The 22,783-nt window shown below is 64.2% G+C and carries 22 protein-coding genes and 1 tRNA gene; 11 read left to right on the forward strand and 12 right to left on the reverse strand.

Annotated elements, in window-relative coordinates; translation table 11 throughout:
• Nucleotides 1–151: 151 nt before the first annotated feature.
• The 3 genes from SLG_RS07010 to SLG_RS07020 are packed head-to-tail and all read left to right on the forward strand — an operon-like array spanning nt 152 to nt 3,008.
• Entirely contained in the window at nt 152–1,057 is a 906-nt protein-coding gene (locus SLG_RS07010) for a 3-keto-5-aminohexanoate cleavage protein (protein ID WP_014075751.1), read from the forward strand.
• 2 nt (nt 1,058–1,059) lie between these two features.
• A complete protein-coding gene (locus SLG_RS07015; protein WP_014075752.1) occupies nt 1,060–1,980 on the forward strand; it encodes an NAD(P)-dependent oxidoreductase in 921 nt (306 codons plus the stop codon).
• Entirely contained in the window at nt 1,977–3,008 is a 1,032-nt protein-coding gene (locus SLG_RS07020; RefSeq protein ID WP_014075753.1) for a fumarylacetoacetate hydrolase family protein, read from the forward strand. Before SLG_RS07015 ends, SLG_RS07020 begins: the two co-directional genes overlap by 4 nt.
• Here SLG_RS07020 and SLG_RS07025 read toward each other — a convergent pair.
• The 5 genes from SLG_RS07025 to SLG_RS20305 all read right to left on the reverse strand — a co-directional run bounded on the left by SLG_RS07025 (nt 2,992) and on the right by SLG_RS20305 (nt 8,537).
• Nucleotides 2,992–4,209 carry an MFS transporter gene (locus SLG_RS07025; RefSeq protein WP_014075754.1) on the reverse strand — a complete coding sequence of 406 codons (1,218 nt, stop codon included), beginning with the start codon at nt 4,207–4,209 and terminating at the stop codon, nt 2,992–2,994. The two genes, SLG_RS07020 and SLG_RS07025, sit on opposite strands and share 17 nt — an antisense overlap.
• Before the next feature lie 18 nt (nt 4,210–4,227).
• Entirely contained in the window at nt 4,228–5,016 is a 789-nt protein-coding gene (locus SLG_RS07030) for a class II aldolase/adducin family protein (protein ID WP_014075755.1), read from the reverse strand.
• Between the two features lie 15 nt (nt 5,017–5,031).
• On the reverse strand, nt 5,032–5,406 hold the full coding sequence (locus SLG_RS07035) for a carboxymuconolactone decarboxylase family protein (RefSeq protein WP_014075756.1): 375 nt from the start codon (nt 5,404–5,406) through the stop codon (nt 5,032–5,034).
• Between the two features lie 11 nt (nt 5,407–5,417).
• A complete protein-coding gene (locus tag SLG_RS07040) occupies nt 5,418–7,670 on the reverse strand; it encodes a TonB-dependent receptor (RefSeq protein WP_014075757.1) in 2,253 nt (750 codons plus the stop codon).
• Nucleotides 7,671–7,760: 90 nt separating this feature from the next.
• A complete protein-coding gene (locus SLG_RS20305; protein ID WP_014075758.1) occupies nt 7,761–8,537 on the reverse strand; it encodes a helix-turn-helix transcriptional regulator in 777 nt (258 codons plus the stop codon).
• A 95-nt stretch (nt 8,538–8,632) separates the two neighbouring features.
• Between SLG_RS20305 and SLG_RS07050 the strand changes: the two genes are divergently transcribed.
• Nucleotides 8,633–9,649 (forward strand): LLM class flavin-dependent oxidoreductase, encoded by a 1,017-nt coding sequence (locus SLG_RS07050; protein ID WP_014075759.1) that lies wholly within the window; start codon nt 8,633–8,635, stop codon nt 9,647–9,649.
• A gap of 10 nt (nt 9,650–9,659) precedes the next feature.
• On the opposite strand, the gene SLG_RS20310 is transcribed toward SLG_RS07050, so the two are convergent.
• From SLG_RS20310 to recJ, 4 genes are all read right to left on the reverse strand, one after another.
• Complete coding sequence (locus SLG_RS20310; RefSeq protein WP_014075760.1) at nt 9,660–10,439, reverse strand: helix-turn-helix transcriptional regulator; 780 nt, start codon at nt 10,437–10,439, stop codon at nt 9,660–9,662.
• Nucleotides 10,440–10,456: 17 nt separating this feature from the next.
• Complete coding sequence (locus SLG_RS07060) at nt 10,457–11,770, reverse strand: MFS transporter (protein WP_014075761.1); 1,314 nt, start codon at nt 11,768–11,770, stop codon at nt 10,457–10,459.
• Nucleotides 11,771–12,064: 294 nt separating this feature from the next.
• Nucleotides 12,065–12,139: transfer RNA gene (locus SLG_RS07070), tRNA-Glu, on the reverse strand.
• Between the two features lie 154 nt (nt 12,140–12,293).
• Complete coding sequence (gene recJ / locus SLG_RS07075; protein WP_014075762.1) at nt 12,294–14,051, reverse strand: single-stranded-DNA-specific exonuclease RecJ; 1,758 nt, start codon at nt 14,049–14,051, stop codon at nt 12,294–12,296.
• Nucleotides 14,052–14,246: 195 nt separating this feature from the next.
• Between recJ and SLG_RS07080 the strand changes: the two genes are divergently transcribed.
• A complete protein-coding gene (locus tag SLG_RS07080; RefSeq protein WP_014075763.1) occupies nt 14,247–15,188 on the forward strand; it encodes an ABC transporter ATP-binding protein in 942 nt (313 codons plus the stop codon).
• The gene (locus SLG_RS07085; protein WP_014075764.1) at nt 15,185–15,946 is read left to right on the forward strand and encodes an ABC transporter permease; all 762 of its coding nucleotides are present in this window, start codon (nt 15,185–15,187) and stop codon (nt 15,944–15,946) included. The genes SLG_RS07080 and SLG_RS07085 overlap by 4 nt, the downstream gene beginning before the upstream one ends.
• A 124-nt stretch (nt 15,947–16,070) precedes the next feature.
• Here SLG_RS07085 and glpX read toward each other — a convergent pair whose 3' ends face one another.
• Entirely contained in the window at nt 16,071–17,057 is a 987-nt protein-coding gene (gene glpX / locus SLG_RS07090) for a class II fructose-bisphosphatase (RefSeq protein WP_014075765.1), read from the reverse strand.
• Between the two features lie 62 nt (nt 17,058–17,119).
• Between glpX and SLG_RS07095 the strand changes: the two genes are divergently transcribed.
• On the forward strand, nt 17,120–17,479 hold the full coding sequence (locus SLG_RS07095) for a hypothetical protein (RefSeq protein ID WP_148276518.1): 360 nt from the start codon (nt 17,120–17,122) through the stop codon (nt 17,477–17,479).
• Nucleotides 17,480–17,499: 20 nt separating this feature from the next.
• Here SLG_RS07095 and SLG_RS07100 read toward each other — a convergent pair whose 3' ends face one another.
• Both SLG_RS07100 and SLG_RS07105 read right to left on the reverse strand, forming a co-directional pair.
• The gene (locus SLG_RS07100; protein ID WP_014075767.1) at nt 17,500–18,810 is read right to left on the reverse strand and encodes a homoserine dehydrogenase; all 1,311 of its coding nucleotides are present in this window, start codon (nt 18,808–18,810) and stop codon (nt 17,500–17,502) included.
• Nucleotides 18,811–19,008: 198 nt separating this feature from the next.
• Nucleotides 19,009–19,776, reverse strand: coding sequence for a hypothetical protein (locus SLG_RS07105; protein ID WP_041392846.1), 768 nt, complete (start codon nt 19,774–19,776; stop codon nt 19,009–19,011).
• A 345-nt stretch (nt 19,777–20,121) separates the two neighbouring features.
• Between SLG_RS07105 and SLG_RS07110 the strand changes: the two genes are divergently transcribed.
• The 4 genes from SLG_RS07110 (at nt 20,122) to SLG_RS07125 (ending at nt 22,643) form a co-directional block, all read left to right on the forward strand.
• Nucleotides 20,122–20,778: an energy transducer TonB gene (locus SLG_RS07110; protein WP_014075769.1), complete on the forward strand. Its 657-nt coding sequence runs from the start codon at nt 20,122–20,124 to the stop codon at nt 20,776–20,778.
• Nucleotides 20,779–20,856: 78 nt separating this feature from the next.
• On the forward strand, nt 20,857–21,615 hold the full coding sequence (locus tag SLG_RS07115) for a MotA/TolQ/ExbB proton channel family protein (RefSeq protein ID WP_014075770.1): 759 nt from the start codon (nt 20,857–20,859) through the stop codon (nt 21,613–21,615).
• Between the two features lie 91 nt (nt 21,616–21,706).
• A complete protein-coding gene (locus SLG_RS07120; protein WP_014075771.1) occupies nt 21,707–22,192 on the forward strand; it encodes an ExbD/TolR family protein in 486 nt (161 codons plus the stop codon).
• A 25-nt stretch (nt 22,193–22,217) separates the two neighbouring features.
• The gene (locus SLG_RS07125; protein ID WP_014075772.1) at nt 22,218–22,643 is read left to right on the forward strand and encodes an ExbD/TolR family protein; all 426 of its coding nucleotides are present in this window, start codon (nt 22,218–22,220) and stop codon (nt 22,641–22,643) included.
• Nucleotides 22,644–22,783 lie beyond the last annotated feature (140 nt).

A 22,783-nucleotide genomic window follows, 5' to 3' on the forward strand; every position in this document is an offset into this window, starting at 1 on the left:
CCTCGCTGACTCTCGCAAGTTGTCGGCTGCCTGAAACAGCCGTCACGCCTCATTTCGTGGCGGAACGGCGCCTTGTCCCGCAGCAAGAGGACAGACTTGCAGCGCGACACGAGAGAAGGCTTCCGGACTGACGGATTGTGGAGAGGATTGCATGCTCGCTGGGAATAAGATCATCATCACCGTCGCCATCAATGGCGGCATGCAGCAGGATCGCGAAGGTGCGGTCATTCCCAAGCAGCCTGTCGAGATTGGCGAAGCGGCGGCGCGCTGCTACGAGGCGGGGGCTGCGATGGTGCATGTCCATGCGCGTGATCCCGAGGGCAAGAATAGCGGCGACCCCGCAATCTACGCCCAGATCATCAAGGAAATTCGTGCCCGTTCGCCGATTCTCGTCCAGACCACCAACGGCATCGGCGTGCGACGCGACCCGAAAACGGGCCAGCTATACTGGCCATCCGATGAGGAGCGCCTGGGTCTGTTGGGGATCGAGCCGCAGCAGGACCTGTTCGGTATCGCGGCGGGTTCGGCGGATTTCTATAATCCCGAAGGCGGTTATCCGGGCGAGACGCCCTATGTGAACTCGCCCGAACTGCTGCGCAGTACGATCAAGGCCGTCTACGAGAAGGGTTCGGCGCTCGAATATGAGATTGTCGAGGCAAGCTCGCTTCATCGCCTCATGCGCTATGCCGAGGAGGGACTGTTCGATCGTCACCGCGAGAATATGTGGCTTCTGCACGGCGGCGGATTTGGAGCGACGCCGGCCATTGCGCGCAACGTGATCTTCTCCATCGATGAAGGCCTGCGCATGTTCCCCAAGGCGATCTGGGGCATTACAGGGACCGGGCGCGACATGTTCAAGATGGCGACACTGGGCGTCGCGATGGGTTGCGATCTGGTCCGGGTCGGATTTGAAGACGGCATTCACCTGCCGGATGGCACGGTGGGCCGCGACAATAGCGAGATGGTCCGGGCCGCGGTGGACATCGCCGCTTTCTATGGCGCCCAGCCAGCCACGGTTGAGGAAGCGCGGGCACGTTTCGGGCTCAAGGCGGCCTGACCGTGGAGCCACCCGCCGTGCTCGTCACCAGTCCGATGCTTGCCGCACGGCAAGCTGACTGGAATCTCGGCTATCGCCTGATCACGGGCGACGTGACGCCGGAGGTTGCCGAGCACGTGGAAGTGGTCGTGAGCGGCGACAGCCTTTCGAACGCCCTGATCGACAGTTTGCCGCGGCTCAAGCTCGTCGCCTGCTTCTCGACCGGCTATTCGGGAATCGATCTCGCCCATCTGCGCAGGCGCGCCATCGCGCTCACCACTGCTGCGGGCGTCAATGCCCATGATGTGGCCGATCATGCGATGGCACTGCTCCTCGGCTGGTGGCATGGCCTTTCCAGCGCCGACCGGCAGGTGCGCAGTGGCGGCTGGCGTGACTCGCTGCCTCCGCGCTCTTCACTGCGAGGCCGCAGGGCCGGCGTGGTCGGTCTGGGACGTATCGGGCGCGCCATCGCACAGCGGCTGCAAAGCCATGAGATGCCGGTCCGCTGGTGGGGGCCGCGGGACAAGCCCGACGTGCAATGGAAGCGTGCCGGGAGCCTGCCCGCGCTTGCTGAGTGGAGCGATATATTGATCGTCGCGAGTCGCGCCGATCCGCAGAATGCCGGCCAGATCGACGCTGCCGTGCTGCGGGCTCTGGGACCCGGCGGTGTGCTGGTGAATGTCTCGCGCGGCTTTCTCGTCGATGAGGATGCGCTGATCGGCGCGCTCCGCGACGGCTCGCTGGGCGGCGCTGCGCTCGACGTCTTTGCGGCCGAGCCGACCGATGCGACGCTTTGGAGCGATGTTCCCAACATCCTGCTGAGTCCCCATATTGCCGGGTTCACGCGCGAGGCAGGCGCCGACATGATTGCCCAGCTTCGCGAGAATGTGCGTCGCTACTTCGCAGGCGAGCCATTGCTGACACCGGTTGAGGACGCGGCATGACGGTCTTTCATCCCGCGACCGGGCTCGCGGTGGGGGGCTTCGGCGTCGGCACTTATCGTGTCCCGGGCGGCAGGCCCTTTCCAGCTATCGTTCTTGCCGATGGCACGGTGATCGATGTGTCTGGAGACTATGTCGATACTCATGCCATTTTCGACGACTGGGATCGTGCACTGGACAGGTTTGCCGACCTTGCCGCGAAAGGGCAGGGAAGTGACCTGCGCTTCGAGGCCATTGAGTGCCTGCCTCCGCTTGCCCATCCCAATCTGCTCGGCGCCGGTTCGAATTATCGCCAGCATGTCGCGGAGATGATGACACACAACAAGTTCAACCAGGACCAGCGTCTTGCAGGGGAAAGCGACGAAGCCTTCTTTCAGCGCAATCTGGCGGAGGTCGATCGGCGCGCAAGCGAAGGCATGCCGTTCATCTGGACGGGTCTTCATTCATCGCTCGCCGGTGCCAATGACGATATCGTCCTGCCGCTGATCGGCGAGAATCCCGATTGGGAGCTGGAACTGGGCGTCGTCGTGGCGGGAAGCGGTCGCTATTTCAGGCCGGACGAGACCGAGTCTCTCATTGCGGGCTATGTGATCGTCAACGATCTCGGCACGGTGGACGAGTTCCGCCGCGTAGACATCAAGTTCGGCTATGACTGGATGAGCAAGCATCAGCCGAGCTTCAAGCCGTTCGGGCCGTTCATCGTGCCGAAGCAATTCGTGAAGCGCGACGAAATCCGCATCAATCTCAAGGTCAATGGCGAGACGATGCAGGACTGGCCAGTGACGGACATGATCTTCTCGCCCGAGCAGATGCTTTCCTATGCCACCGAGCGGCTGCGGCTTCTGCCGGGCGATCTTCTGATTACCGGATCACCGCCGGGCAATGCCGGATCGCATGGCGGCCGGTGGCTGCGTCCGGGCGATGTCGTGGAAAGTTCGCTCGACTATCTGGGCCGCCAGCGCAACCGCGTCTTGGCGGAAGACGCTGGGGGGCGGAGCCCAACCTTTGGCGCATTCAAGACGAGTTGGTAGCGAGCCGCGGCAGGAGCAGGAAGAGCGTGGCGGGGATCAGCAGCAGCCCGGCCGCTGCGAGGAGGGCGGATGTATAGCCGCCCGTCATGTCCGCCAATTTCCCCATCCATAGCGGGCTGAGTCCCGCGGCGACCATGAAGCCGCCATATTGCGCGGCATAGGCGCGGCTATAGGCGGCGAGGGGGAAATAGCGCGCCGTGAGGATGCCGATCAGATCGGCTTCAGCGCCCATGGCGGCGCCCAGCGCGATCGCACCCAGCGGTGCCATCGAGGGGCCGCCAAGCGCCAGAACGGCGCAGCCCGTCCCGCACATGAGGCAACTCGCACAGCCGAGCCAGGCCGGCTCGATCCGATCCGCCAGCCATCCGACGAGGATCCGCGTGACGATCACCGACAGGCCGATAAGCCCGGCAAGGGCGCCAGCCTGCTGCACCGGCATGCCGGTCTCGCGCAACATCGGGACGAAATGCGGGAGCATGCCCGCAAAGGCGAAGGCCATTGCGCAAAAGGCGAGATATTGCAGGCGGAAGAGCCGCGACGAGCGCACCGCGCCATAGTGCTCGCTCCCGGCCTGAGCGGCAGAGGGCGCCCGGCCCGGCAAGCCGAGAAGCGCCGGAAGGATCCCGAGCGCCGCGAGCGCGGCAAGCGCCAGGAAGCCCTCGCGCCAGCCGTAGCGTGCGATGATGAGGGCAATGAGCGGCGGCACGATCGCCGCTGCGAGACCGATCCCGACCTGAGTGAGGCCAAGCGCCAGGCCACGCGAGCGGTTGAAGGCGGCCGAGACCGCGCGCGTGTAGGGCACGGGGGTCGACGTGGCCGTCAGCAAGCCGATCAGGACCAGGATCAGCACATAGGCCCCTGCCGACCAGACTTGCGACAATGCGAGGAAGCCCAGCGAAAGCGTGAGGGAACCCAGCGCTGCCATGGCGCGTGGTCCGAACCGGTCAATGAGCCGCCCGACCAGCGGCATCGCAGCTGCCATGGCGAGGGTGGAGCCGAAAAAGGCCGCACCGAATGCCGTCCGGCTGAGCGCGATCTCGCCTGCGAGATCGCGCGCAAACAGGCCGACATTATAGGTGAGCAACCCGGAGACGCCGAGACCCACGCCCAGTGCCGAGGTCAGGACGATCCGCCAGCCCCGTACGAACTCCGAAGGCGCTATAGCGCCGGCGGCTCCCGGCTCATTCTCCCCTGTCGTCACTCTTGTCCTTGCCGAGAGCTAGTGCGCATAATCCGCGCCAGCATCGTCCAGCATCCGGGTGAGCGCAACCCATTCGCGGTCGATCACCGCATCGCCATTCTCGAAGGCTCGCGCCATGAACCGGCAATCCTCCTCGGTCGGCCAGACGAGATCGGCCTTCGGATCACGGCATTGTGAGAGCGTCGCCACCTGCATGCGGCAGGCGCGCTCCAGATAATAGATACGCGAGAAGCACTCCCGCACCGACTTGCCGATGACGAGGGGGCCGTGGTTGCGCAGCATCAGCACGTCGCCATCGGCCAGGGCCGCCGGCAGTCGTGCGCGCTTCTCGGCGCTGTCGAACGGGCCACAATAGTCGAGATAGAAGATCTTGCCGAAGAAACGCAGCGCGTGCTGGCTCAACGGCAGCAGGCCCTCGCGATAATTGGCAACCGCGATCGTCGCTTCGGTATGCGCATGCATGACGCAGGCCGCGCGGGGCTGGCCCATATGGATGGCGCTGTGGATGCAGAAGCCGCCGCGGCTGATGCCGAGGCCGGTCGGATCGCTGATGACATTGCCGTCGACGTCGCATTTGACCATGTCCGAGGCGCGCGCCTCGTGGAAAAGATGGCCATAGGGCAGCTGGAGGAAATGTTCGTCCTCGCCCGGCACGCGGATCGAGATATGCGTATGGATGAGGTCGGTGATGCCGAGCCAATGGAACAGCCGGTAGGCGATCGCCAGTTCGACCCGCGCTTCCTGCTCCGCCGGTGAGATATGGTCCGCGACCAGTTTGACGGACGCCATGATATTGCCGGTCGTCATATCAGTTCCTCCCTGTCAAAGCTCCAGCTCAGCACCGCCCTGGATGCGCCGGAACAGCGCCATCGCGCTGAGCGCCCGGGGCAGGCCGGCATAAGGGATGGTCTGGAGGATGATCTCCTTGATCTCCTCGTCCGTGAAGCCGAGCTTGTGCGCATGCTTGAAGTGGATCGCGACGCCATGCGCGCCGATCGCGATCAGGATCGACATGCAGATCAGCTCGCGGTCTCGCAGCGACAGGCCGGGGCGTGCCCAGATTGTCCCGAAATTGGCTTCCGAGATGATCTTCCACAGATCCTCGTCAAGCTCGCGGACGCCCTCATTCTGCCCCCAGCCGAGCTGTGCGATGATGTCGAGCCCAGCCTGCTCCCGCCCGTCGTTAAAATCGCTCATCCTGTTTTCCTTCAAAACCTCACCTGACCCCGGACACCGAAGGTGCGCGGCGCGTAGAGGACGATGCCGACCGCCTGATTATTGGGATAAGCGTTGCTCATCGTGGCGCTGGCGATTGTGACAACATCGGTCACATTGTTGACATAGCCCTGGATCGACCAGCGATTGTCCGGCGCCTGATAGGAAAGGCTGAGGTCGATCCGCGCAGTCGGCTTTCCTTGTGTTTCTGGCACATAGGAAACGTCGTTCTGGAACTCCGTCTCGTAGCGGCCCCGCGCCTCTGCGGCGAACCTGCCGCCATTGGCGAGCGGAAAACTCTGCTCGATGCTGCCGTTGATCGTCCATTCCGGCGCGCGCAGCGGCGGCTGCCCGTCGCAATTCACGGTCGCCTGAGGGACGCCCGCCGTCACCTTGCACGCGGACGTGGCGGGTGGTGCAGCAAGGGTCAGATAGGAGAAGCTGTCATATTTTGCCTTGAGATACTGGATCTGCGTGCCGAGCCGCGTGGTCGGCGTTGCCAGAAACTCGCTTTCCAGTTCGAAGCCATAGGCGTGGGACTTGCCGGCATTCTCCGTCACCAGTGTGGATGAAACGCCGATCAGCTTCACGAAGGAAAGCTGCTGGTCCTTGTAGTCGGAGTAGAAGGCTTCGATGTTGAGCTGCAGCTTGTTGTCGAGGAACCGGTTCTTCGATCCCACCGTATAGGATGTCACCTTTTCGGGCTCGTAGGTCTGCGAGCCGACCGGACCATAGAAGAAGCCGCCTGCCTTGAAACCGGTTCCGACGCTGGCATAGAGGAAGTTGCGCGGCCCTGCGTCGAACTCGACGCCGGCTTTCCAGGTCACCTTGTTCCAGTCGCGTGAACCCCGGACGATGTTGGCCGGCGCGCCGACCGGCAGATCGGGAATGACCGGATCCGGACCGACGGTGTTGTTGAGCGTGTAGCGGGCGCTGTCGCTATTCTTCTTCTCGTAGGTGTAGCGCAGACCGCCGGTCACGCGAAACGCATCGGTGAAGCCATAGGTGAGCTGCGAGAAGAGTGCCCCGGTCCAGCCCCAGAGGTTGGTGTGTTGGTCGCTATAGTTGCGGCGTGGCGCATTCTCGCCATTGGCACGCGCTTTCATGTCCGTGTCGAGATAATAGGCGCCGAAGACATATTGGAAGGGTTGCGCGCTGGGTGAGGCGAGGCGCAGCTCAACGGATTTTTGCCAGGGCTCCTGCTGCTCGCGCAACTGCCAGCTCGTCGCTGTCGTCACGTAGCGGACATTGGCGGCGCGATAGCCACCAACCAGCGACACCGTACCGAGTGTGGTCGTCCAGTCCATATTGAGGCCGACGCCGTAATAATTCCCGTCGGTGAAGGGATTGCGGGTCTGCGCGGCGAGGCCAACGGACGTGTAGAAGCTCGCAAGATCGCCGACGCCGGTGTAGGGATCGGCGACGAAGCAGCTCACGCCTGTCCGTCCGAGCGCAGCGCATGGTTTGCGCAGCGTGGCCCCAGGCCCCTTTCCGCCCTGATGGGCCCAGTCGAACGAGATGAGCACCGAGAAATTGTCGGTCGGCTCGGCGAGGAACGAGGCGCGCACAGCCTCGCCTTTGTCGTCGCCCGTGCCGTCGCTCATGAAGCCGTCACGGCGCACGCGCTGCCCGGCGATCCGCACGGCGACATTGTCCGAGATCGGGATGTTCAGTACGCCGGTCGCGTTGAAGCGGTCATAGTTGCCGACGTCGGCGGCAAGGCTTCCTTCAAACTCGAACCTGGGCCGCACCGGAATGACGTTGATGGCGCCGGCCGTCGCGTTGCGGCCGTAGAGGGTTCCTTGTGGGCCTTTAAGGATTTCGACGCGATCGAGATCGAGATAGAGTCCGTGGATGACCGTGGGCGTCGCCAGGTAGACGCCGCCGAGGTTCACTGCGACGGTGGGATCGGCAAAGGCATTGCCGCCGAGCTGGCTGACACCACGGACAGCGAAGGTCGTGTATGGACCGCCTGAGGGCTGCACTTGCAGGCCCGCGGTCAGGCGGCTGAGATCCTCGGTTTGGCTCACACCGCGCGATACCATGGTTTCGCCCGTGACGGCGGTGACAGACAAGGCTGTCCGCTGCACATTCTCCGAGCGGCGCTGGGCGGTTACGACGATATCCTGAAGCCCCTGTTCGCCGGTCTCGATTTCGGCCGATGCGCTGCCCTGCGCCAGTGCCGGCGACGAGAGCGCGACGCTCAATGCCAGAAACGATGTTCCAAGTTTGGCCACCACCCCCATGAAATCCCTCCCGATGATTTGCTGTTTGGGGGAGAAGTAGATGGACGGGGGGAGGGGGTCTGTCCGTCCGGCAAAGGACAGAGGCGCTCGCTAGCGCAGGACCAGCCGGGCAAGTTCATAGGCGCTGCTTATGCCGAGGCGCTGATAGGCGCGTTTCCTGTACGTCAGGACGGACGACGCGGCGATTCCGAGATCGAGCGCGCATCCCTCGACCGAGATGCCCATGGCCGCGCGCGCACAAACCTCGCGCTCGCGGGGCGTCAAGGCAGGGTAACGCTGGCCGAACCGTTCCTCCAGTTCGGCGATGCGATCGGCCCGGTTCTCGACGACTTCGCCGATCAGGCTGCGGTGCCGGTCGACCAGTGGAGTCAGCAGGCGGTAGGCGCTGCCAAGCAGGGATAATTCCCGTTCCGTGAACCGGCCTGACGTTTTGCGTCGCACGACGGTCATGCAGCGCCAACCGTTTCGCCCCAACTTGCGAATGAAGGAGACGCGCTCGACGACGCTTGCTCGTTCCAGCATGGATCGATAGGCCGGCACGACGATATCGCAAGGCGCCACCTTCAGGCACAGGATCGTGTCGTCATCCTTGACGCTGTCGATGGCCACCTGCAGCGGATCATTGGGCAGGAACAGCTTTACATAAGTGCTCCCGTTGACGACCGGCTTGTCCAGTTCGGTCTGCATGATCAGCGGTTCCGATCTGGTGCTGCCATCGATGAGATAGAATCTGTCGACCAGCACGCCGAGCGATCCACTGAGCGTTCGGTAGAAGCGATCGGATCCCAGCCGATCGACTGCAGCCGCGAACGGTTTCAACACGGCTGGTTCGACCATATGTCCATCGATGCGTCGGACCTCTGTCATGGGCTTATCGCTCCTTGGTTGTCCCGAACTGGGTGGACAGGCGCCGCCATCCCGCTTCGCTATCTGTCGGCCCATCACGAGATGGAGGCAGCGACATGCAGTTCGGACTATTCATGGGCATCTGGGAAAACCCCCAGGCGGGCACCAGCCATCATGCCATCCTGCATCAGGTGATCGACTATGTCGTGCGCGCCGAGGCACTTGGCTTCATGTCCGTGTTCCTCAACGAGCATCATTTCACGGGCCTGCCCCAGATCCCTTCCTCGATGATGGTGCTCTCGAACCTGGCTGCCCGCACGCGCACGATCCGGCTGGGAACGGCCGTCACGATCCTGCCCTGGCACAATCCGCTGTTGTTCGCTGAAGAAGTCGGCACGCTCGATTTGCTGTCCGACGGGCGTTTCGATTGCGGGATCGGCCGCGGCTTCCGCTTTGTCGAATGCCAGGGATTCGGGATTCCCGGCGCGGAACTTCAGGCCCGCTATGAGGAAGCGCTGACCATTCTTCAGAAAGCCTGGTCGGCGCCGGGGCGTTTCTCGCACAGCGGCACATATTGGAACTTCACGGACGCGATCATCGACCCAAAATCGATCCAGCAACCGCATCCGCCGGTCTGGATCGCCGTCGGCAGCGATGCCTCGGCGCGCCGCACGGCAGAGCAAGGCTATAATCTGCTGCTTGATCAGTTCAGCGATTCCGGCCAGCTCGGCCAGCGCATCGCGGTCTATCGCGAGGCGGTGGAAGCGCAGGGCTGCCCGTTCGACCCACGCTCCATCGGCGTGACCCGCGCTTTCCATCTCACGACGAACGAAGCCGAAACACGAGAGGCGATCGCGCATCACCACCATGTGCTTGCCAATAATCGCATGCTCTCGACTGACCCGAACGCGTCCGGCGGCGTGCATGCGCCGCCGATGGCGACGGGCGATGAAGACGATATCTGGCTCATCGGCACGGCCGACCAGTTGATCGCCAGGATCGAGCGGCTGAAGGCGGCCGGCGTCGATTATCTGCTGCTGCTCGACGCGGCGGGCGATCAGAAGAGCCTCGAGCGATTTGCCAGCGAGATCATGCCGCTTTTCGCCGACTCGCGCGAAAGCGTTGCGGCCTGACGCATCAGTCCTAGTGCGTGACGAGCGAGCATAGCTCGAAGGGGCTCGTCACGCGCAGCCTCTGGTAGGCGCGCTGGCGGTAGGTGAGGACCGAGGTTTTTGCGATACCGAGGTCGAGCGCAGTGGCCTCCACGGTCATGCCGATCGCGGCCCTGGCGCAGACCTGCCGCTCACGCTGGGTCAACTGGTCGAAGCGGCTGGCAAATCTTTCCTCAAATTGCGCGACGGTCAGCTGCTGCGGGCTTGCCTGCCGACGCCGGTTGAGCGGCAGCATCGGCAGCGCCAGACAGGCGAGTCCGACCAGCGCGTCCAGTTCGTCATCCCCAAAGCAGCCCTCATTCTCATGACGCGCGACATTGATTACGCGCCAGCTATCGGCACCGCGCTGGATGATCGAGACGCGCTCGACAATGCCGGCATCGTCGAAAAAGCGCTGGCGAAAGCCGCGGGAAGCGATGTCAGAGGGGCCGATACGCAGCATGGCGACGTTGCTGCATTCGGGTGCCGCACGATAGGCATCGAACACGGGGTCGAGCCGGACATACCATTTGTTATAGGCTGGAAAGAGATCGGCGACGCCTGGCTCGCAGGAATAATATTGCAGCGAATGATCCTCGCGGCCAGTCGCCTCGAAAAGATAGATCCGGCGCGCTCCTGCGGTCACGGCCAGCACCGAATCCCGTACCGTGGAACCGAACTCCTCGGTTCCGATCGCGCCGAGGAGCCGTTCGTACATCGTCCCCATGGTGGTCGGCGCGCGCCAATCCCTGATCTGCCTGATGTCCGACATGTGCCTCTCCGGCTTTTCTAGTTACCGCTCGAGACCACTGCCCGAGCCGCCTCTCGCGATCCTGCGACAGCTATGACGACGAGCGCAAGCACCGATAGGCTGGCCGGAACAGAAAAGAGCGACATGATCGTCGTCTCCGAAACGCCGGCGCTGAGGCCGAAGCCAATCAGGATTGGCGCAATGACGGTGCCCACGCGCCCGACGCTCTTGGTCCAGCCGATGCCGACGGCGCGAAGATGATCGGGATAATAGCTCGCCAGCACGACATTCACGCCGCCATAGGCGCCGAGGAAAAAGAAGCCGCATATTGCCAGCAGCACGAGCAGGATTGTCGTTGGCGCCGAGGCTAATAACTTGCCGATAAGGAACATCAGGATCGCGGCGATCGTGAGGAAGGTCGTCAGAACGGGTGTGGCGCCGAACCGGTCAATAAGGATGCCCACGCCGAGGGCCGCGATAATTCCTCCGAACGAGAAGATCGACACGGACATGGTGGCCACCCAGTTCTCGCGACCGACCTCGACCAGCAAGATGGGGAGCCAGCTGCTGAGGCAGTAGCTGATTGTCAGCATCGAAATGAACAACATCCAGAGCATGAGCGTGCCGAGGAGATAGCCAGGCGATACGATCGCCAGTGCGCCATTGCCAATGCTCCGGGTGACTTGCGCGTTGGCCTCGTCTCGCTTCGCAGGTTCGATCAGCCAAAGGCCGGCAATTGCCGCAAAGATGAGGCAGCTGCCTCCGACGGCCACGGAGGCCGCCCGCCAGCCCCCCAGGCCCGAGAACATCTCGGCGACCACGCCCGACATGGTGGCGCCCAGGCCATAGCCGGTGAACAGGATCATGATCGCGATGCCGCGCCGTTCCGGAGGCGCCGAAGCCGTCACGATCGAAAGACAGCTTGGCAGGCAGCCCCCCAGGAAGGCGCCGGTCATCAATCGGGCGGCAAAGAGTTCCGCAGCGGTGCTTGAGGCGGCCGACAACGCCTCGAAAAGACCGAAGCCGACCAGCGTGCAGAGCACGATGCGCCGATGCCCCAGTCGTGCGGCCAGCAGCGGAAATATGATGAGGCCGGCGCACTGGCCGATCAGATTGGCCGAAAAAATCGGGCCCAGATCGGCGTGCGACAATCGCAACGTCGCGGCGATATCGGGTGCCAGCGGCCCCACGATACTGTGAACGATCCCGTCGAGAAAATAGACAAGGCTGCAGACCAGAATCAGGGAGAGGCGAAGTGACGCCTGCCCAGCATCCAATGCCTTTGGCCCGCCGCCCGCTTCAGCCATGCTTAGCTCTCCCATGGAGCCTTCTCGCACGATTTCGGCGGTCATTTTGTCCTCTCCAGAAAGGACGCAGGCAAGCACGCCGAAGTGGGGGGTGAGCCAATCAGAAGGTGCATCTTTCAGCGCCGAATCGCTGGAATTGCACCTGGATGGCCCTCCCCAGCAGCAGATCAGGCAAGCAGCGGCGAACCCGCCGCCGGCGCGCCAAACCGCAGCAACCAAGGAAGGGTTTATCGGTAAAATCGATCAAGGCCGTCCAGCGCAGGCTCAATCCATATGTGGACGAATTCGATATGTTGCATTCTGCAACTGACAAAATCAAAGCTAAATCGTTGATTTCATTGGTGACCCCTACGGGAATCGAACCCGTGTTTCAGCCGTGAGAGGGCCGCGTCCTGACCGCTAGACGAAGGGGCCACGTTCGGGCAGTTGCCTGCCGCCGTGATCGGGGCGCTTTAGGGGGCTCCTCCGGTCGGGTCAAGGGGGCGTGGCGCCTTCGCGGCGCTATGCTGCTCGGTCCGAGGCGAAGCGGTCACCCACCGGAATGCGCCTCCTCATTTCAGCGGGGTTTTCAGCTGTCGGCGATGTCTTCCACATGCAGTTCGGTGGCGGGGCGGGGCCCCCAGTCATCGATCTTCGCGCGGCCCGCGAGCCAGAAGCGGCGCGCACGATCGGCGCCCAGAAGGGCCTGGCCCAGCGGCGCATCGGCCTGGCGAAAGGCCATCGCCTTGAGCGAGCGTCCGTCTTCCCCGGCGACGATGGCGCGGACATGGCCATTGCCCACGATATCGGCGCGCACGACGCGGACCGGCCCGAGCACGACGCGCGGTGCGGGCCAGCCATTGCCGAAGGGGCCCGCCTGCTCCATCCGCGTCACCAGATCCGGAGTCAGCCCGCCGGGCGCGACCAGAAGATCAACAAGCAGGGCACGGGCAGCGGACGCGCGGGCGATGTCCTCCCGCAGCCGCTCCTCCAGAAAATCGGAAAGCGCCTGAACCCGGTCCTGCCGGACGGTGAGCCCGGCCGCCATGGCATGGCCTCCCCCGGCGATCAGCAGCCCATGGTCCCCGGCGGCGAGGATAGCAGCGCCCAGATCGACTCCCTGGATGGACCGTCCCGATCCCTTGCCGAGGCCGTCCTCGTCCAGCGCGATGACGATGGCCGGCGCGCCGGTCTTCTCCTTGAGCCGTCCCGCCACGATACCGATCACGCCGGGATGCCAGCCCGTCCCGGCAACCAGCGCGACGGCGCTCTCGCCGCGCTCGGAGAGAAGGCGCTCGGCTTCTTCCTGGACATTCGCCTCGATGATGCGTCGCTCGCTGTTCAGCCGATCGAGATCGGCGGCGAGCAGGGCGGCTTCGGCGGGATCCTCGGTCGTGAGCAGGCGCACACCGAGATCGGACCGGCCGACGCGGCCGCCAGCATTGATACGGGGCCCAAGTGCAAAACCGAGATCGGAGGCCAGCGGCGCACGTTCGAGCCGGCTGGCGGAGAGCAGCGCGTTGAGGCCGATATTGCCGCGGCGCGCCATTGCTTTCAGCCCCTGTGCGACGAAGGCGCGGTTGAGCCCCCGGATCTGTGCGACATCCGCCACGGTGCCGAGCGCGACGAGATCGAGCAGATCGATGAGGCGAGGCTCGGGGTTCCGGTCGAACCAGCCGCGCGCGCGCAAGGTGCGGATCAGCGCGGCACCCAGCAGGAACGCGACGCCGACCGCGGCGAGATGGCCATGCCCGGCGCCATCGCTGCTCTCGTCCAGTCGGTTGGGATTCACCAGCGCGAGGGCAGGGGGCAGGGCGGCGGCGCATTTGTGATGATCGACGACGATGACGTCGAGCCCGGCGTCGCGCGCCGCTTCCAGCGCGGCGAAGGCCTGCGCGCCGCAATCGACCGTGACCACGAGGCTGGAGCCCTGTTGGGCGAGCGCGACCAGCGCCTCGCCGGAAGGGCCATAGCCTTCCATCAGCCGGTCCGGGATATAGACGCCGGCGTTGAGCCCGAGGTCGCGCAACAGGCGGATCAGCAGTGCGGCGCTGGTGGCACCATCGACATCGTAGTCGCCGAAGATGGTGATGGATTCCCGGTCGATGACAGCCGCGGCGAGCCGCTCGGCCGCGCGGTCCATGTCCCGGAAGATCGAGGGGTCGGGCATGAAGGCGCGGATCGTGGGAAGGCGCTCGCGGTCCAGCATGTCGTTGGTGCAGCCGCGCCCGCGCAGCAGATCATCCACCAGATCGCCACTGCTGCCGGCGGGCTCCGGCCCGCGCCAGCGCCACGCGCGGCCAGTGAGCGATCGTTCGATATCGAGCGCGAAGCGGGTCGCGTTCATGGCCTGGCACCCAGGGACGGGGAACAGCGTTCAGTCATGATCGCGCGCATCGGCTCCTGAAGAGTGGCAAAAGGCTCGCCGGGCAAGTCCGGCCGGGAGACCCCTAGGCTCAGTCCTAGCATGAGATTGCTTCCGTGCGACAGCCGTGGCGGCACGCGGGCTTGAAATCCCCTGTCGATCGGCTAGCTCCACCTCATGGCTGCCATCCTTTCCGTCCGCGACGTCACCAAGCGCTATGCGAGCGGTCATGTCGCGCTCGAACGAATCGATCTGGACGTGGAGGAGGGCGAGATTTTCGCGCTGCTTGGCCCCAACGGGGCCGGCAAGACCACGCTCATCTCGATCATCTGCGGCATCGTGAATGCCAGCGGCGGGACGATCACCGTGGCGGGGCACGACATCGTGCGCGATTATCGCGCCACGCGCAGCACCATCGGGCTGGTGCCGCAGGAACTGACCACGGACATGTTCGAGCGGGTGATCGACACGGTGCGGTTCAGCCGGGGACTGTTCGGCAAGCCGCGGGACGATGCGTTCATCGAGAAGATCCTGCGTGAGCTTTCGCTCTGGGACAAGCGGACGGCGAAGATCAGCGAGCTTTCCGGCGGCATGAAGCGCCGCGTGATGATCGCCAAGGCACTTTCGCATGAGCCCAGGCTGCTCTTTCTCGACGAGCCCACCGCCGGCGTCGACGTCGAGCTGCGGCGGGACATGTGGGGGCTTGTCCGGCAGCTTCGCGAATCCGGCGCCACCATCGTGCTGACGACTCATTATATCGAGGAAGCCGAGGAAATGGCCGATCGGGTGGGCGTCATCAACCATGGCCAACTGGTGCTGGTGGAAGAGAAGACCACGCTGATGAAGAAGCTCGGTCGCAAGACCCTGCACATCACGCTGGCGGAGCCGATGGCGACGATCCCGGACAGTCTCGCTGAATGGGCACTGACGCTCATCGACGAGGGGCATCAGCTCGAATATGTGTTCGATGCCAATGCCGAACGCACCGGCGTTTCCGCGCTGCTGCGCGCTCTTGGCGACCTGGGCATCGGCTACAAGGACCTCAACACGCGGGAAAGCTCGCTGGAGGACATTTTCCTGCGCCTTGTCCACGGGGCCGGAGAGGAGAAAGCCGCATGAACGGGCATGCCATGCTGGCCATCTATCTCTTCGAGCTCAACCGCTTCCGGCGGACGCTGATGACCGGGCTGATCGTTCCCGTCATCACCACGGCGCTTTATTTCATCGTCTTCGGCAGCGCGATCGGATCGCGTATGACCGAGATCGACGGCATTCCCTACGGGGCCTATATCGTGCCGGGCCTCATCATGCTGTCGATGTTCACCGAGAGCATCTTCAATGCCAGCTTCGGCATCTACATGCCCAAATATAGCGGGACGATCTACGAGCTGCTCTCGGCGCCCGTCTCGGCGCTGGAGACCGTCATCGCTTATGTCGGCGCCGCGGCCACCAAATCGATGACCATCGGTCTCGTGATCTTCGGCACCGCGCATCTCTTCGTGGATGTGCCGGTCGCGCATCCGGTGGCGATGATCGCCTTCATGGCGCTGATCGCGGTCAGCTTCTGCCTGTTCGGCTTCATCCTCGGCATCTGGGCGCAGAGCTTCGAGCAGTTGCAGGTCATCCCGATGCTGATCGTGATGCCGATGACGTTCCTCGGCGGGGCGTTCTACTCGGTGCACATGCTGGCCGAGCCCTGGCGCACGGTGACGCTCTTCAATCCGGTCGTCTATCTCATCAGCGGGTTCCGCTGGACATTCTTCGGCCGAGGGGATGTCGCCATGGGCATATCGATGGGATTCGTGAGCGGCATGCTCGCCGTGTGCCTGGCCATCATCTTCTGGATGTTCCGGACAGGATACCGGCTGAAGAAATAGTCAGCGGGGCGGAGAGCCCGGGCCTCCGACGGGTATCGCGCAAACATCGACCCGTTTTCCCCGGTGCTCGACGTCCCCGGTGCTCGACAGGGAGGAGGGGCGGCGCGCGGCCGCCCCATATATCTCACTTGATGCGGTGTTCGCCCTTCACCCAGCGCACCGTGCCGGACGACGCCCGCATGACGACGCTGTGAGTCGTCATCTTGCCCGTGGCCAGACGCTTCACGCCATCGAGCAGGGAGCCGTCGGTCACGCCCGTCGCCGCGAAGATGCAGTCGCCCTTGGCGAGATCCTCGAGCTTGTAGATCCGGTCGAGATCGTCGATGCCCCACTTGCGCGCGCGTGCCCGCTCGTCATCGTTGCGGAACAGCAGCTTGCCGTTGAACTGGCCGCCGACGCAGCGGAGCGCGGCGCAGGCCAGCACACCTTCCGGTGCGCCGCCCGAACCCATGTACATGTCGATGGTGGTTTCCGGATTGGTCGTGGCGATGACGCCGGCCACGTCGCCATCGCCGATCAGCACCACGCCGCAGCCAATGGCGCGCAACTCGGCGATGAGCTTCTCGTGCCGGGGACGATCCAGCACGCACACGATGATGTCAGACGGCGCGACGCCCTTGGCGCGGGCGACGGCTTCGACATTCTCGGTCGGCGTCTTGGCGAGATCGATGATGTCGGGCGGATAGCCCGGCCCGACCGCGAGCTTCTCCATGTAGACGTCGGGCGCATTGAGGAGATTGCCTTCCTCGGCAGCGGCGAGCACCGCGAGCGCATTGGGACCGGCCTTGGCCGTAATGGTCGTGCCTTCGAGCGGATCGAGCGCGATATCGATCTTGGGGCCACGGCCCGGCGCGCCGCCGACCTTCTCGCCGATGAACAGCATGGGCGCCTCGTCGCGCTCGCCTTCGCCGATCACTACGGTGCCATCCATGTAGAGATTGTCGAAGGCCTTGCGCATCGCTTCCACGGCGGCGGCATCGGCGGCCTTCTCGTCGCCCCGGCCCACCAGCTTCGATGCAGCGATGGCCGCAGCCTCGGTCACGCGCACCATTTCCAGCACGAGAACGCGATCGAGAACGGAACTGGCTTCGACGGAACTTGACTTCCCCATCCCATGGCTTCCTTTGTCAGTTGAGGCGCTTCCGATAGGCGAGCTTTGTTGCAATGTCGATAATGCGAATGGCATTCCTGCTGGCATTGACCGCGCTCGCCGCCTCGGCCTGCCGCGCGCAAGGCGGTCCGGAGGATGAGCGCTCGGCCGAGATGATGAAGCGCTACGAGGCGCGGACGAAGATATTCAAGCCCTGCCCGGTGGGTCGTCCGGGCGAGATCGTGGTCTGCGCGCGGCCCGAGGAAGAGGCCGGTGCGCGCTTCCGCCTGCCGCTTCCCGGGGAGCGGGAGACCGCCTCCACGGTGCCGGGGGAAGCACCGCGCGCATCCGCCGCGCCAGTGAAGCAGGGGGGATGTTCCATCGTGTCGGGCGATCCGCCTATCTGCAACAAGGGTCTCACGGTCGTGAAGACGGGCCACTGAAGTCGCGGCATCACAGGCGTTCAGTCCAGGATGTGCATCACCATCGGCTCGCCCATGAGGCTGTCGGATCCACCCAGGCGCTCCAGCACATCCTGGATGCAGGATAGCGCGCCGGCATGCGTGACAATGGCCACCAGGACGGCATCATCGTCGCTGGCCGGGCGCTGGATGACGCTCTCGATGGACACATCGGCGTCGCGCATCGCTGCCGTGATCTCGGCAAGCACCCCCGGGCGGTCCTGCACCAGAAAGCGCAGATAGGCGCGGCCGATCCGCGCGCCGCCATCTGCCTTGACCTGCCTTTGCAGCCATTCGGCCGGCATGGCGAAGGCCGGGCCATATTCATCCCGCGCGACATCGATGACGTCCGCCACCACGGCCGAAGCCGTGGGGCCTTCCCCGGCGCCGGCGCCCTGAAAGAAGAGACGGCCGACGAAATTGCCTTCCGCCACCACGGCGTTGAGCGCCCCGTCGACATGGGCGAGCGGGTGATCGACCGGCACCAGCATCGGATGGACGCGCTGGAAAAGACCGACATTCTCGCCGCCATCCTCCTCGCACTCGGCCATGGCAATCAGGCGTACGCGATAACCGAGCGCCGCGGCTTCCCGGATGTCGGCGGCGAGCACATGGCGGATGCCGGTGATGTCCACGGAGGGGAAATCGATCTCCGTGCCGAAGGACAGGCTGGCTAGGATCGACAGCTTGTGCGCGGCGTCGATGCCGTCGATGTCGAAGGTCGGGTCCGCCTCGGCATAGCCTTTCGCCTGTGCCTCCTCCAGCACATCGGCAAAGGCGCTGCCATCCCGCTCCATGGTCGAGAGGATGTAATTGCAGGTGCCGTTGAGGATGCCGTAGACCCGCATGATCCGGTTGGCCGCAGCCCCTTCCCGCAGGCCCTTGATGACCGGCACGCCGCCCGCGACCGCCGCTTCATATTTGAGCGCCACGCCCGTCCGCTCCGCTTCCCGGGCGAGATCGAGCCCGTGATGGGCGATCATCGCCTTGTTGGCGGTCACGAAAGGCTTGCCCTGGCCAAGGCACTGGCGTGCCAGGGTGAGGGCAGGGCCATCCGAGCCGCCGATGAGCTCGACGACGGTATCGATGTCGTCTCGCCCGGCAAGCGTGCTCATGTCGTCTACCCACTCGTAGCGCGAGAGATCGACGCCGCGATCCTTGTTGCGATCCCGCGCCGAGATGGCGACGACCTCGATCGGCCGACCGGCGCGCCGCGCGACCAGCTCCCGATTGGCTTCCAGCAGGCGAATGACCCCCGCGCCCACCGTTCCAAGACCGATGATGGCGAGGCGAAGCGGGGCGGTGGTGTTCATGAGTGCTCGTTCCTGTGAGATGCGCGGCGCGCGTTGAGGGCGCTCTTAATGGCGACTGTGGAAAATCAGAACCAACTTTCTTGATCCGGCTGTGTGACCGCACCGTCGGGCCTGCTCCGGGCGCGTAAAGCGACCCCGGCATTCCGATTTTCCGGGCGAGTTCGGCCGGGGGGGGGAGGGAGGCGCTATGCCTCTCCCTCAGATCACCGGTTGGCCGGTCCTTTCGCAAGGCGCGAGGGCGCCGCGGAATGCGGCATAGTCCCGCGAGGCGGCCTGCGCTTCCGTGCGATCCAGTCCACGCAGTGGGCGGGCCGGCAATTGCTCGGGCAATCCGCAGGCGAGACGATACCAGAGCATCGTGTCGGGCTCCGGCAGCGATGCCGCCTCATCCACGACCTCCCCAAGGGAGGCGCTGAAATGCGGTTTCTCGTCGGGCCGGCGAATGACCGACAGGGAAATCGGGCTGCCATTGGCCGTCTCGAGGAAAATCTGGGTCTCCCCTTCACCGAGGATCGTGCCGGTGACGTGGAAGGCGGAGCTGATTCCGGTGATCGCGGGCGGCGCGTCCGGGGCCATGGCCTCGGCGATCACCTTGCGCACCAGCGCTTCGTTGGCGGCGGACCAATCCGTCACGGCTGTGCTCGACGTCAGCTGGAACTGGTCGATGCGGGAACCGACCTTGCCGAAGATGAGCAGCGTGCGCCCCTTCAGGCCGGGCTTCTTCGCTTTCGAAGTGGGGCCGTCGATCAGGAAGGAAACCTTGCGGGCAATGACGCTTTCCCCCCGAATCAGGCCCATGGTGTCGGCCTCAACGTAGAAGCGGGTGCGCCCCGCGCCGAGATCGGGCGCACGTTCCGGGGGCAATGCGATCACCGATTTCACCTGAACGCGGGCAATGGCGGGGGAAGCGATGACAAGGTCGGCAACGCGCGCAAAGCTCATCGATGGCGCGGCGGGCGCGGTCATTTCCTCCGCCGCTTGGCCGGGGCTCGGCAAAGCCAGGCCAGCGCAGAAAAGCGCCACGGGCAGGGCGCCGCCAAAGCGGCTTCGGCGACCCGCGTTCCTGTCAATCCTGTTCGGCATAAGATGATTCTCCGGAGGCGTGTCCAAGCATGGGATGATAGGCAATCAGAGCCATTGGTGCACTGTCAACAAAGCGTTTGCCTCCCGCGATTTGCCGCGATAGGACAAAGCCGGAAACGGAGACCGGGCGACCAGAATCGCGCGGACGGCGTAGTGTTGTTAACGGTGCGCTGATTCGCCATTCTGGATCAAGAGTGCCGCTTTAGAGCTAAGGAGTTTCGTTGCTGAATGGCCTATGCTGACCACTCACAATCGTCCAGTCGGACGATATCCATCGTAGTCGTTGCGATCATTCACGTGATCCTCGGCTATGCATTTGTGACGGGTCTTGGCATCCAATATGTCAAGAAAGCTGCAGAGCAGCTGAACGTCATCGATGTGGCCGAAGAGCCGCCGCCACCCGAGGAGGAGCCGCCGCCACCGCCGCCTCCGCCGCCGGACATGCCGCCGCCGCCTCCGCCGCCACCTTCGGCGCCGCCGCCAGTGATCTCGCTGCCTTCCCAGGCGCCGGTCCTTGCGCCGCCTCCGCCACCGATCCCCCGGCCACCTGCTCCGCCCGCGCCGCCGGCTCCGCCGCCGCCGCCCGTGGTCAGCAAGGCTGCCGGTGCCCGTGGCAATCCCGCAAACTGGATCACGAATGACGACTATCCTTCGCGCGCTCTGCGTGACGAGGCTCAGGGTACCGTGGCCATCGAGTGGGAGATCAACGAGCAGGGCCGCGTCGAGAATTGCCGCGTGACCTCGTCAAGCGGCAACCGCGATCTCGACGAGGCTGCCTGCAGCCTGATCGTGCGCCGCGGTCGTTATTCGCCGGCACTCGACCAGGCGGGTAACCCGATCCGGACGAAGGATCGCCGTCGCGTGGTCTGGCGTCTGCCTGAATGATCCTGAATTTTCCGGCCGTCCCGGACTGGGGCGAAGGACGGCCACTTCACTGACTGGTTCTGAAGAGGAAACAAACGAATGTTCATCCAACTTTCCGCCGCCGCCGCGCCGGCAGCATCCGCCAACCCTTACGGCCTCATGGAGGCCCTCGAGCAGGGTGGTGTCATCGCATGGACGGTCTTCCTGATCCTGTGCGGCATGTCCGTTTTCTCGTTCTTCATCCTGTTCTCGAAGCTGATCGAGCAGCAGAAGGTGATCAACCAGGCCAAGAAGATCCGCACGGTCTTCTGGCGCGCGCCTTCGCTGAAGGAAGGCTCCGCCAAGCTTGAGAAGAACAGCGCCTACAAGCAGCTCGTCGACGACGGCATCCTGGCGCAGGAACAGCATGGCAAGCTGACCGATCCGGTCGAGGCACATGACTGGATGCACGCATCGCTCGCCCGCTCGGAAGCGGCGATCAACTCGAAGCTCGGCGGCGGTCTGGCATTCCTCGCCACCGTTGGCGCCACCGCGCCGTTCATCGGTCTGTTCGGTACGGTTATCGGCATCTACCGCGCGCTCATCAAGATCGGCGCGTCGGGTCAGGCATCGATCGACGCCGTCGCCGGTCCGGTCGGTGAGGCGCTCATCATGACCGCCCTGGGTCTGGCTGTGGCCGTTCCGGCCGTGCTTGCCTACAACTGGCTGCAGCGCCGCAACAAGTCGATCGCCGAGGATCTGAGCGGCTTCAACAACGACCTGCTCGGCTACATGGTTTCCGGCGGCGCCGTCCGTCCGGCGGCCCTCGCCGCGCCGGCCGCCGCTCCGGTCGCCAAGCCGGCTGCTGCCAAGGCCTGATCGCTTCAGAACGGCACGGCCGGCTGAAACCGACCGTGCCGCCTGACATCGAGAAGCTCATGGCTACGGCCCAGAAGTAGGATTATGATCGATGGCAATGAGTGCTGGGGGTGGCGGTGACGACGCCCCAATGTCGGACATCAACACGACGCCCCTCGTGGACGTCATGCTGGTGCTTCTCATCATCTTTCTGATCGCGGTTCCGGTCGTGATCCAGACAGTTGAAGTGAATCTCCCGAAAATCGCCTTCGAACCCACCACGACCAAGCCGGAAAACGTGTCGCTGACCGTCCGGGCCGTGGATGGCAATTGCGAAGTTTACTGGAACATGACGAAGGTCAACGCGGGCGACCTGCTCAACCGCGCGGTGGACAAGCTCAAGAAGGATATCGAGAACGCTGGCGGCGTTGAGAACATGAGCCCCGAGGATCTCCCCGAGGCGCATATTCGTGCGGACGTCGATACGCCTTATCGTTGCATTGGAGGAACGATCTTCACCATGCAGCGTGCGGGCTATCCCAGGGTCGGGTTCATTTCCGAGCCTGAGCCGGGTTCGATTACCGTCCGTCGCCTCTGACGCCCAGATTTAGGAGACCAGTCCAATGGCAATGAGCGGTGGCCGCGACGACGGCGAACCGATGATGGAAATGAACACGACGCCGTTGATCGACGTCATGCTCGTTCTCCTCATCATGTTCATTATCACCATCCCCATCCAGACCCACGCGGTGAAGATCGACCTGCCGCAGAACGCCGACGCGCCGCAGAATGCGATCGATCCGGTCAAGAACCGCCTGACGATCGACCCTGCCGGCGTGATCTACTGGAATGGCAGCCCGATCGACCGGGTCCTGCTGCGCCAGTATCTGGAGCAGACTGCGGCGATGGCGCCGGAGCCGGAACTCCAGTTCGAGCCCGACCAGTCGGCCCGCTATGTGGTGGTCGACGAGGTTCTCGCCGCCATCAAGCGCGCGAAGGTTACGAAGCTGGGCTTCGTCGGGAACGAGCGCTACGGCGGCGTGTTCTGATCAAAGCGGAGCGGAGCCCCAGGCTTTCCGTTTCAGCAATCAGTCAGGGAGAGGGGGCTTCGGCCCCCTTTCTTTTTGGTGACGAGCGAGCGCCGGCAAGGATCCGATGCCGGAAGGAAGCGATGACGCGCCGGTCTGGG

Origin of the sequence: Sphingobium sp. SYK-6 (genome assembly GCF_000283515.1) — a bacterium.
Lineage (GTDB): Bacteria > Pseudomonadota > Alphaproteobacteria > Sphingomonadales > Sphingomonadaceae > Sphingobium > Sphingobium lignivorans.

Coding starts and splice junctions, on each gene's coding strand:
- SLG_RS07010 (WP_014075751.1), top strand. CDS start 152: ATGCTCGCTGGGAATAAGATCATCATCACCGTCGCCATCAATGGCGGC.
- SLG_RS07020 (WP_014075753.1), top strand. CDS start 1,977: ATGACGGTCTTTCATCCCGCGACCGGGCTCGCGGTGGGGGGCTTCGGC.
- SLG_RS07030 (WP_014075755.1), bottom strand. CDS start 5,016: ATGACGACCGGCAATATCATGGCGTCCGTCAAACTGGTCGCGGACCAT.
- SLG_RS07035 (WP_014075756.1), bottom strand. CDS start 5,406: ATGAGCGATTTTAACGACGGGCGGGAGCAGGCTGGGCTCGACATCATC.
- SLG_RS07040 (WP_014075757.1), bottom strand. CDS start 7,670: ATGGGGGTGGTGGCCAAACTTGGAACATCGTTTCTGGCATTGAGCGTC.
- SLG_RS20305 (WP_014075758.1), bottom strand. CDS start 8,537: ATGACAGAGGTCCGACGCATCGATGGACATATGGTCGAACCAGCCGTG.
- SLG_RS07050 (WP_014075759.1), top strand. CDS start 8,633: ATGCAGTTCGGACTATTCATGGGCATCTGGGAAAACCCCCAGGCGGGC.
- SLG_RS20310 (WP_014075760.1), bottom strand. CDS start 10,439: ATGTCGGACATCAGGCAGATCAGGGATTGGCGCGCGCCGACCACCATG.
- SLG_RS07060 (WP_014075761.1), bottom strand. CDS start 11,770: ATGACCGCCGAAATCGTGCGAGAAGGCTCCATGGGAGAGCTAAGCATG.
- recJ (WP_014075762.1), bottom strand. CDS start 14,051: ATGAACGCGACCCGCTTCGCGCTCGATATCGAACGATCGCTCACTGGC.
- SLG_RS07080 (WP_014075763.1), top strand. CDS start 14,247: ATGGCTGCCATCCTTTCCGTCCGCGACGTCACCAAGCGCTATGCGAGC.
- SLG_RS07085 (WP_014075764.1), top strand. CDS start 15,185: ATGAACGGGCATGCCATGCTGGCCATCTATCTCTTCGAGCTCAACCGC.
- glpX (WP_014075765.1), bottom strand. CDS start 17,057: ATGGGGAAGTCAAGTTCCGTCGAAGCCAGTTCCGTTCTCGATCGCGTT.
- SLG_RS07095 (WP_148276518.1), top strand. CDS start 17,120: ATGCGAATGGCATTCCTGCTGGCATTGACCGCGCTCGCCGCCTCGGCC.
- SLG_RS07100 (WP_014075767.1), bottom strand. CDS start 18,810: ATGAACACCACCGCCCCGCTTCGCCTCGCCATCATCGGTCTTGGAACG.
- SLG_RS07105 (WP_041392846.1), bottom strand. CDS start 19,776: ATGACCGCGCCCGCCGCGCCATCGATGAGCTTTGCGCGCGTTGCCGAC.
- SLG_RS07110 (WP_014075769.1), top strand. CDS start 20,122: ATGGCCTATGCTGACCACTCACAATCGTCCAGTCGGACGATATCCATC.
- SLG_RS07115 (WP_014075770.1), top strand. CDS start 20,857: ATGTTCATCCAACTTTCCGCCGCCGCCGCGCCGGCAGCATCCGCCAAC.
- SLG_RS07120 (WP_014075771.1), top strand. CDS start 21,707: ATGGCAATGAGTGCTGGGGGTGGCGGTGACGACGCCCCAATGTCGGAC.
- SLG_RS07125 (WP_014075772.1), top strand. CDS start 22,218: ATGGCAATGAGCGGTGGCCGCGACGACGGCGAACCGATGATGGAAATG.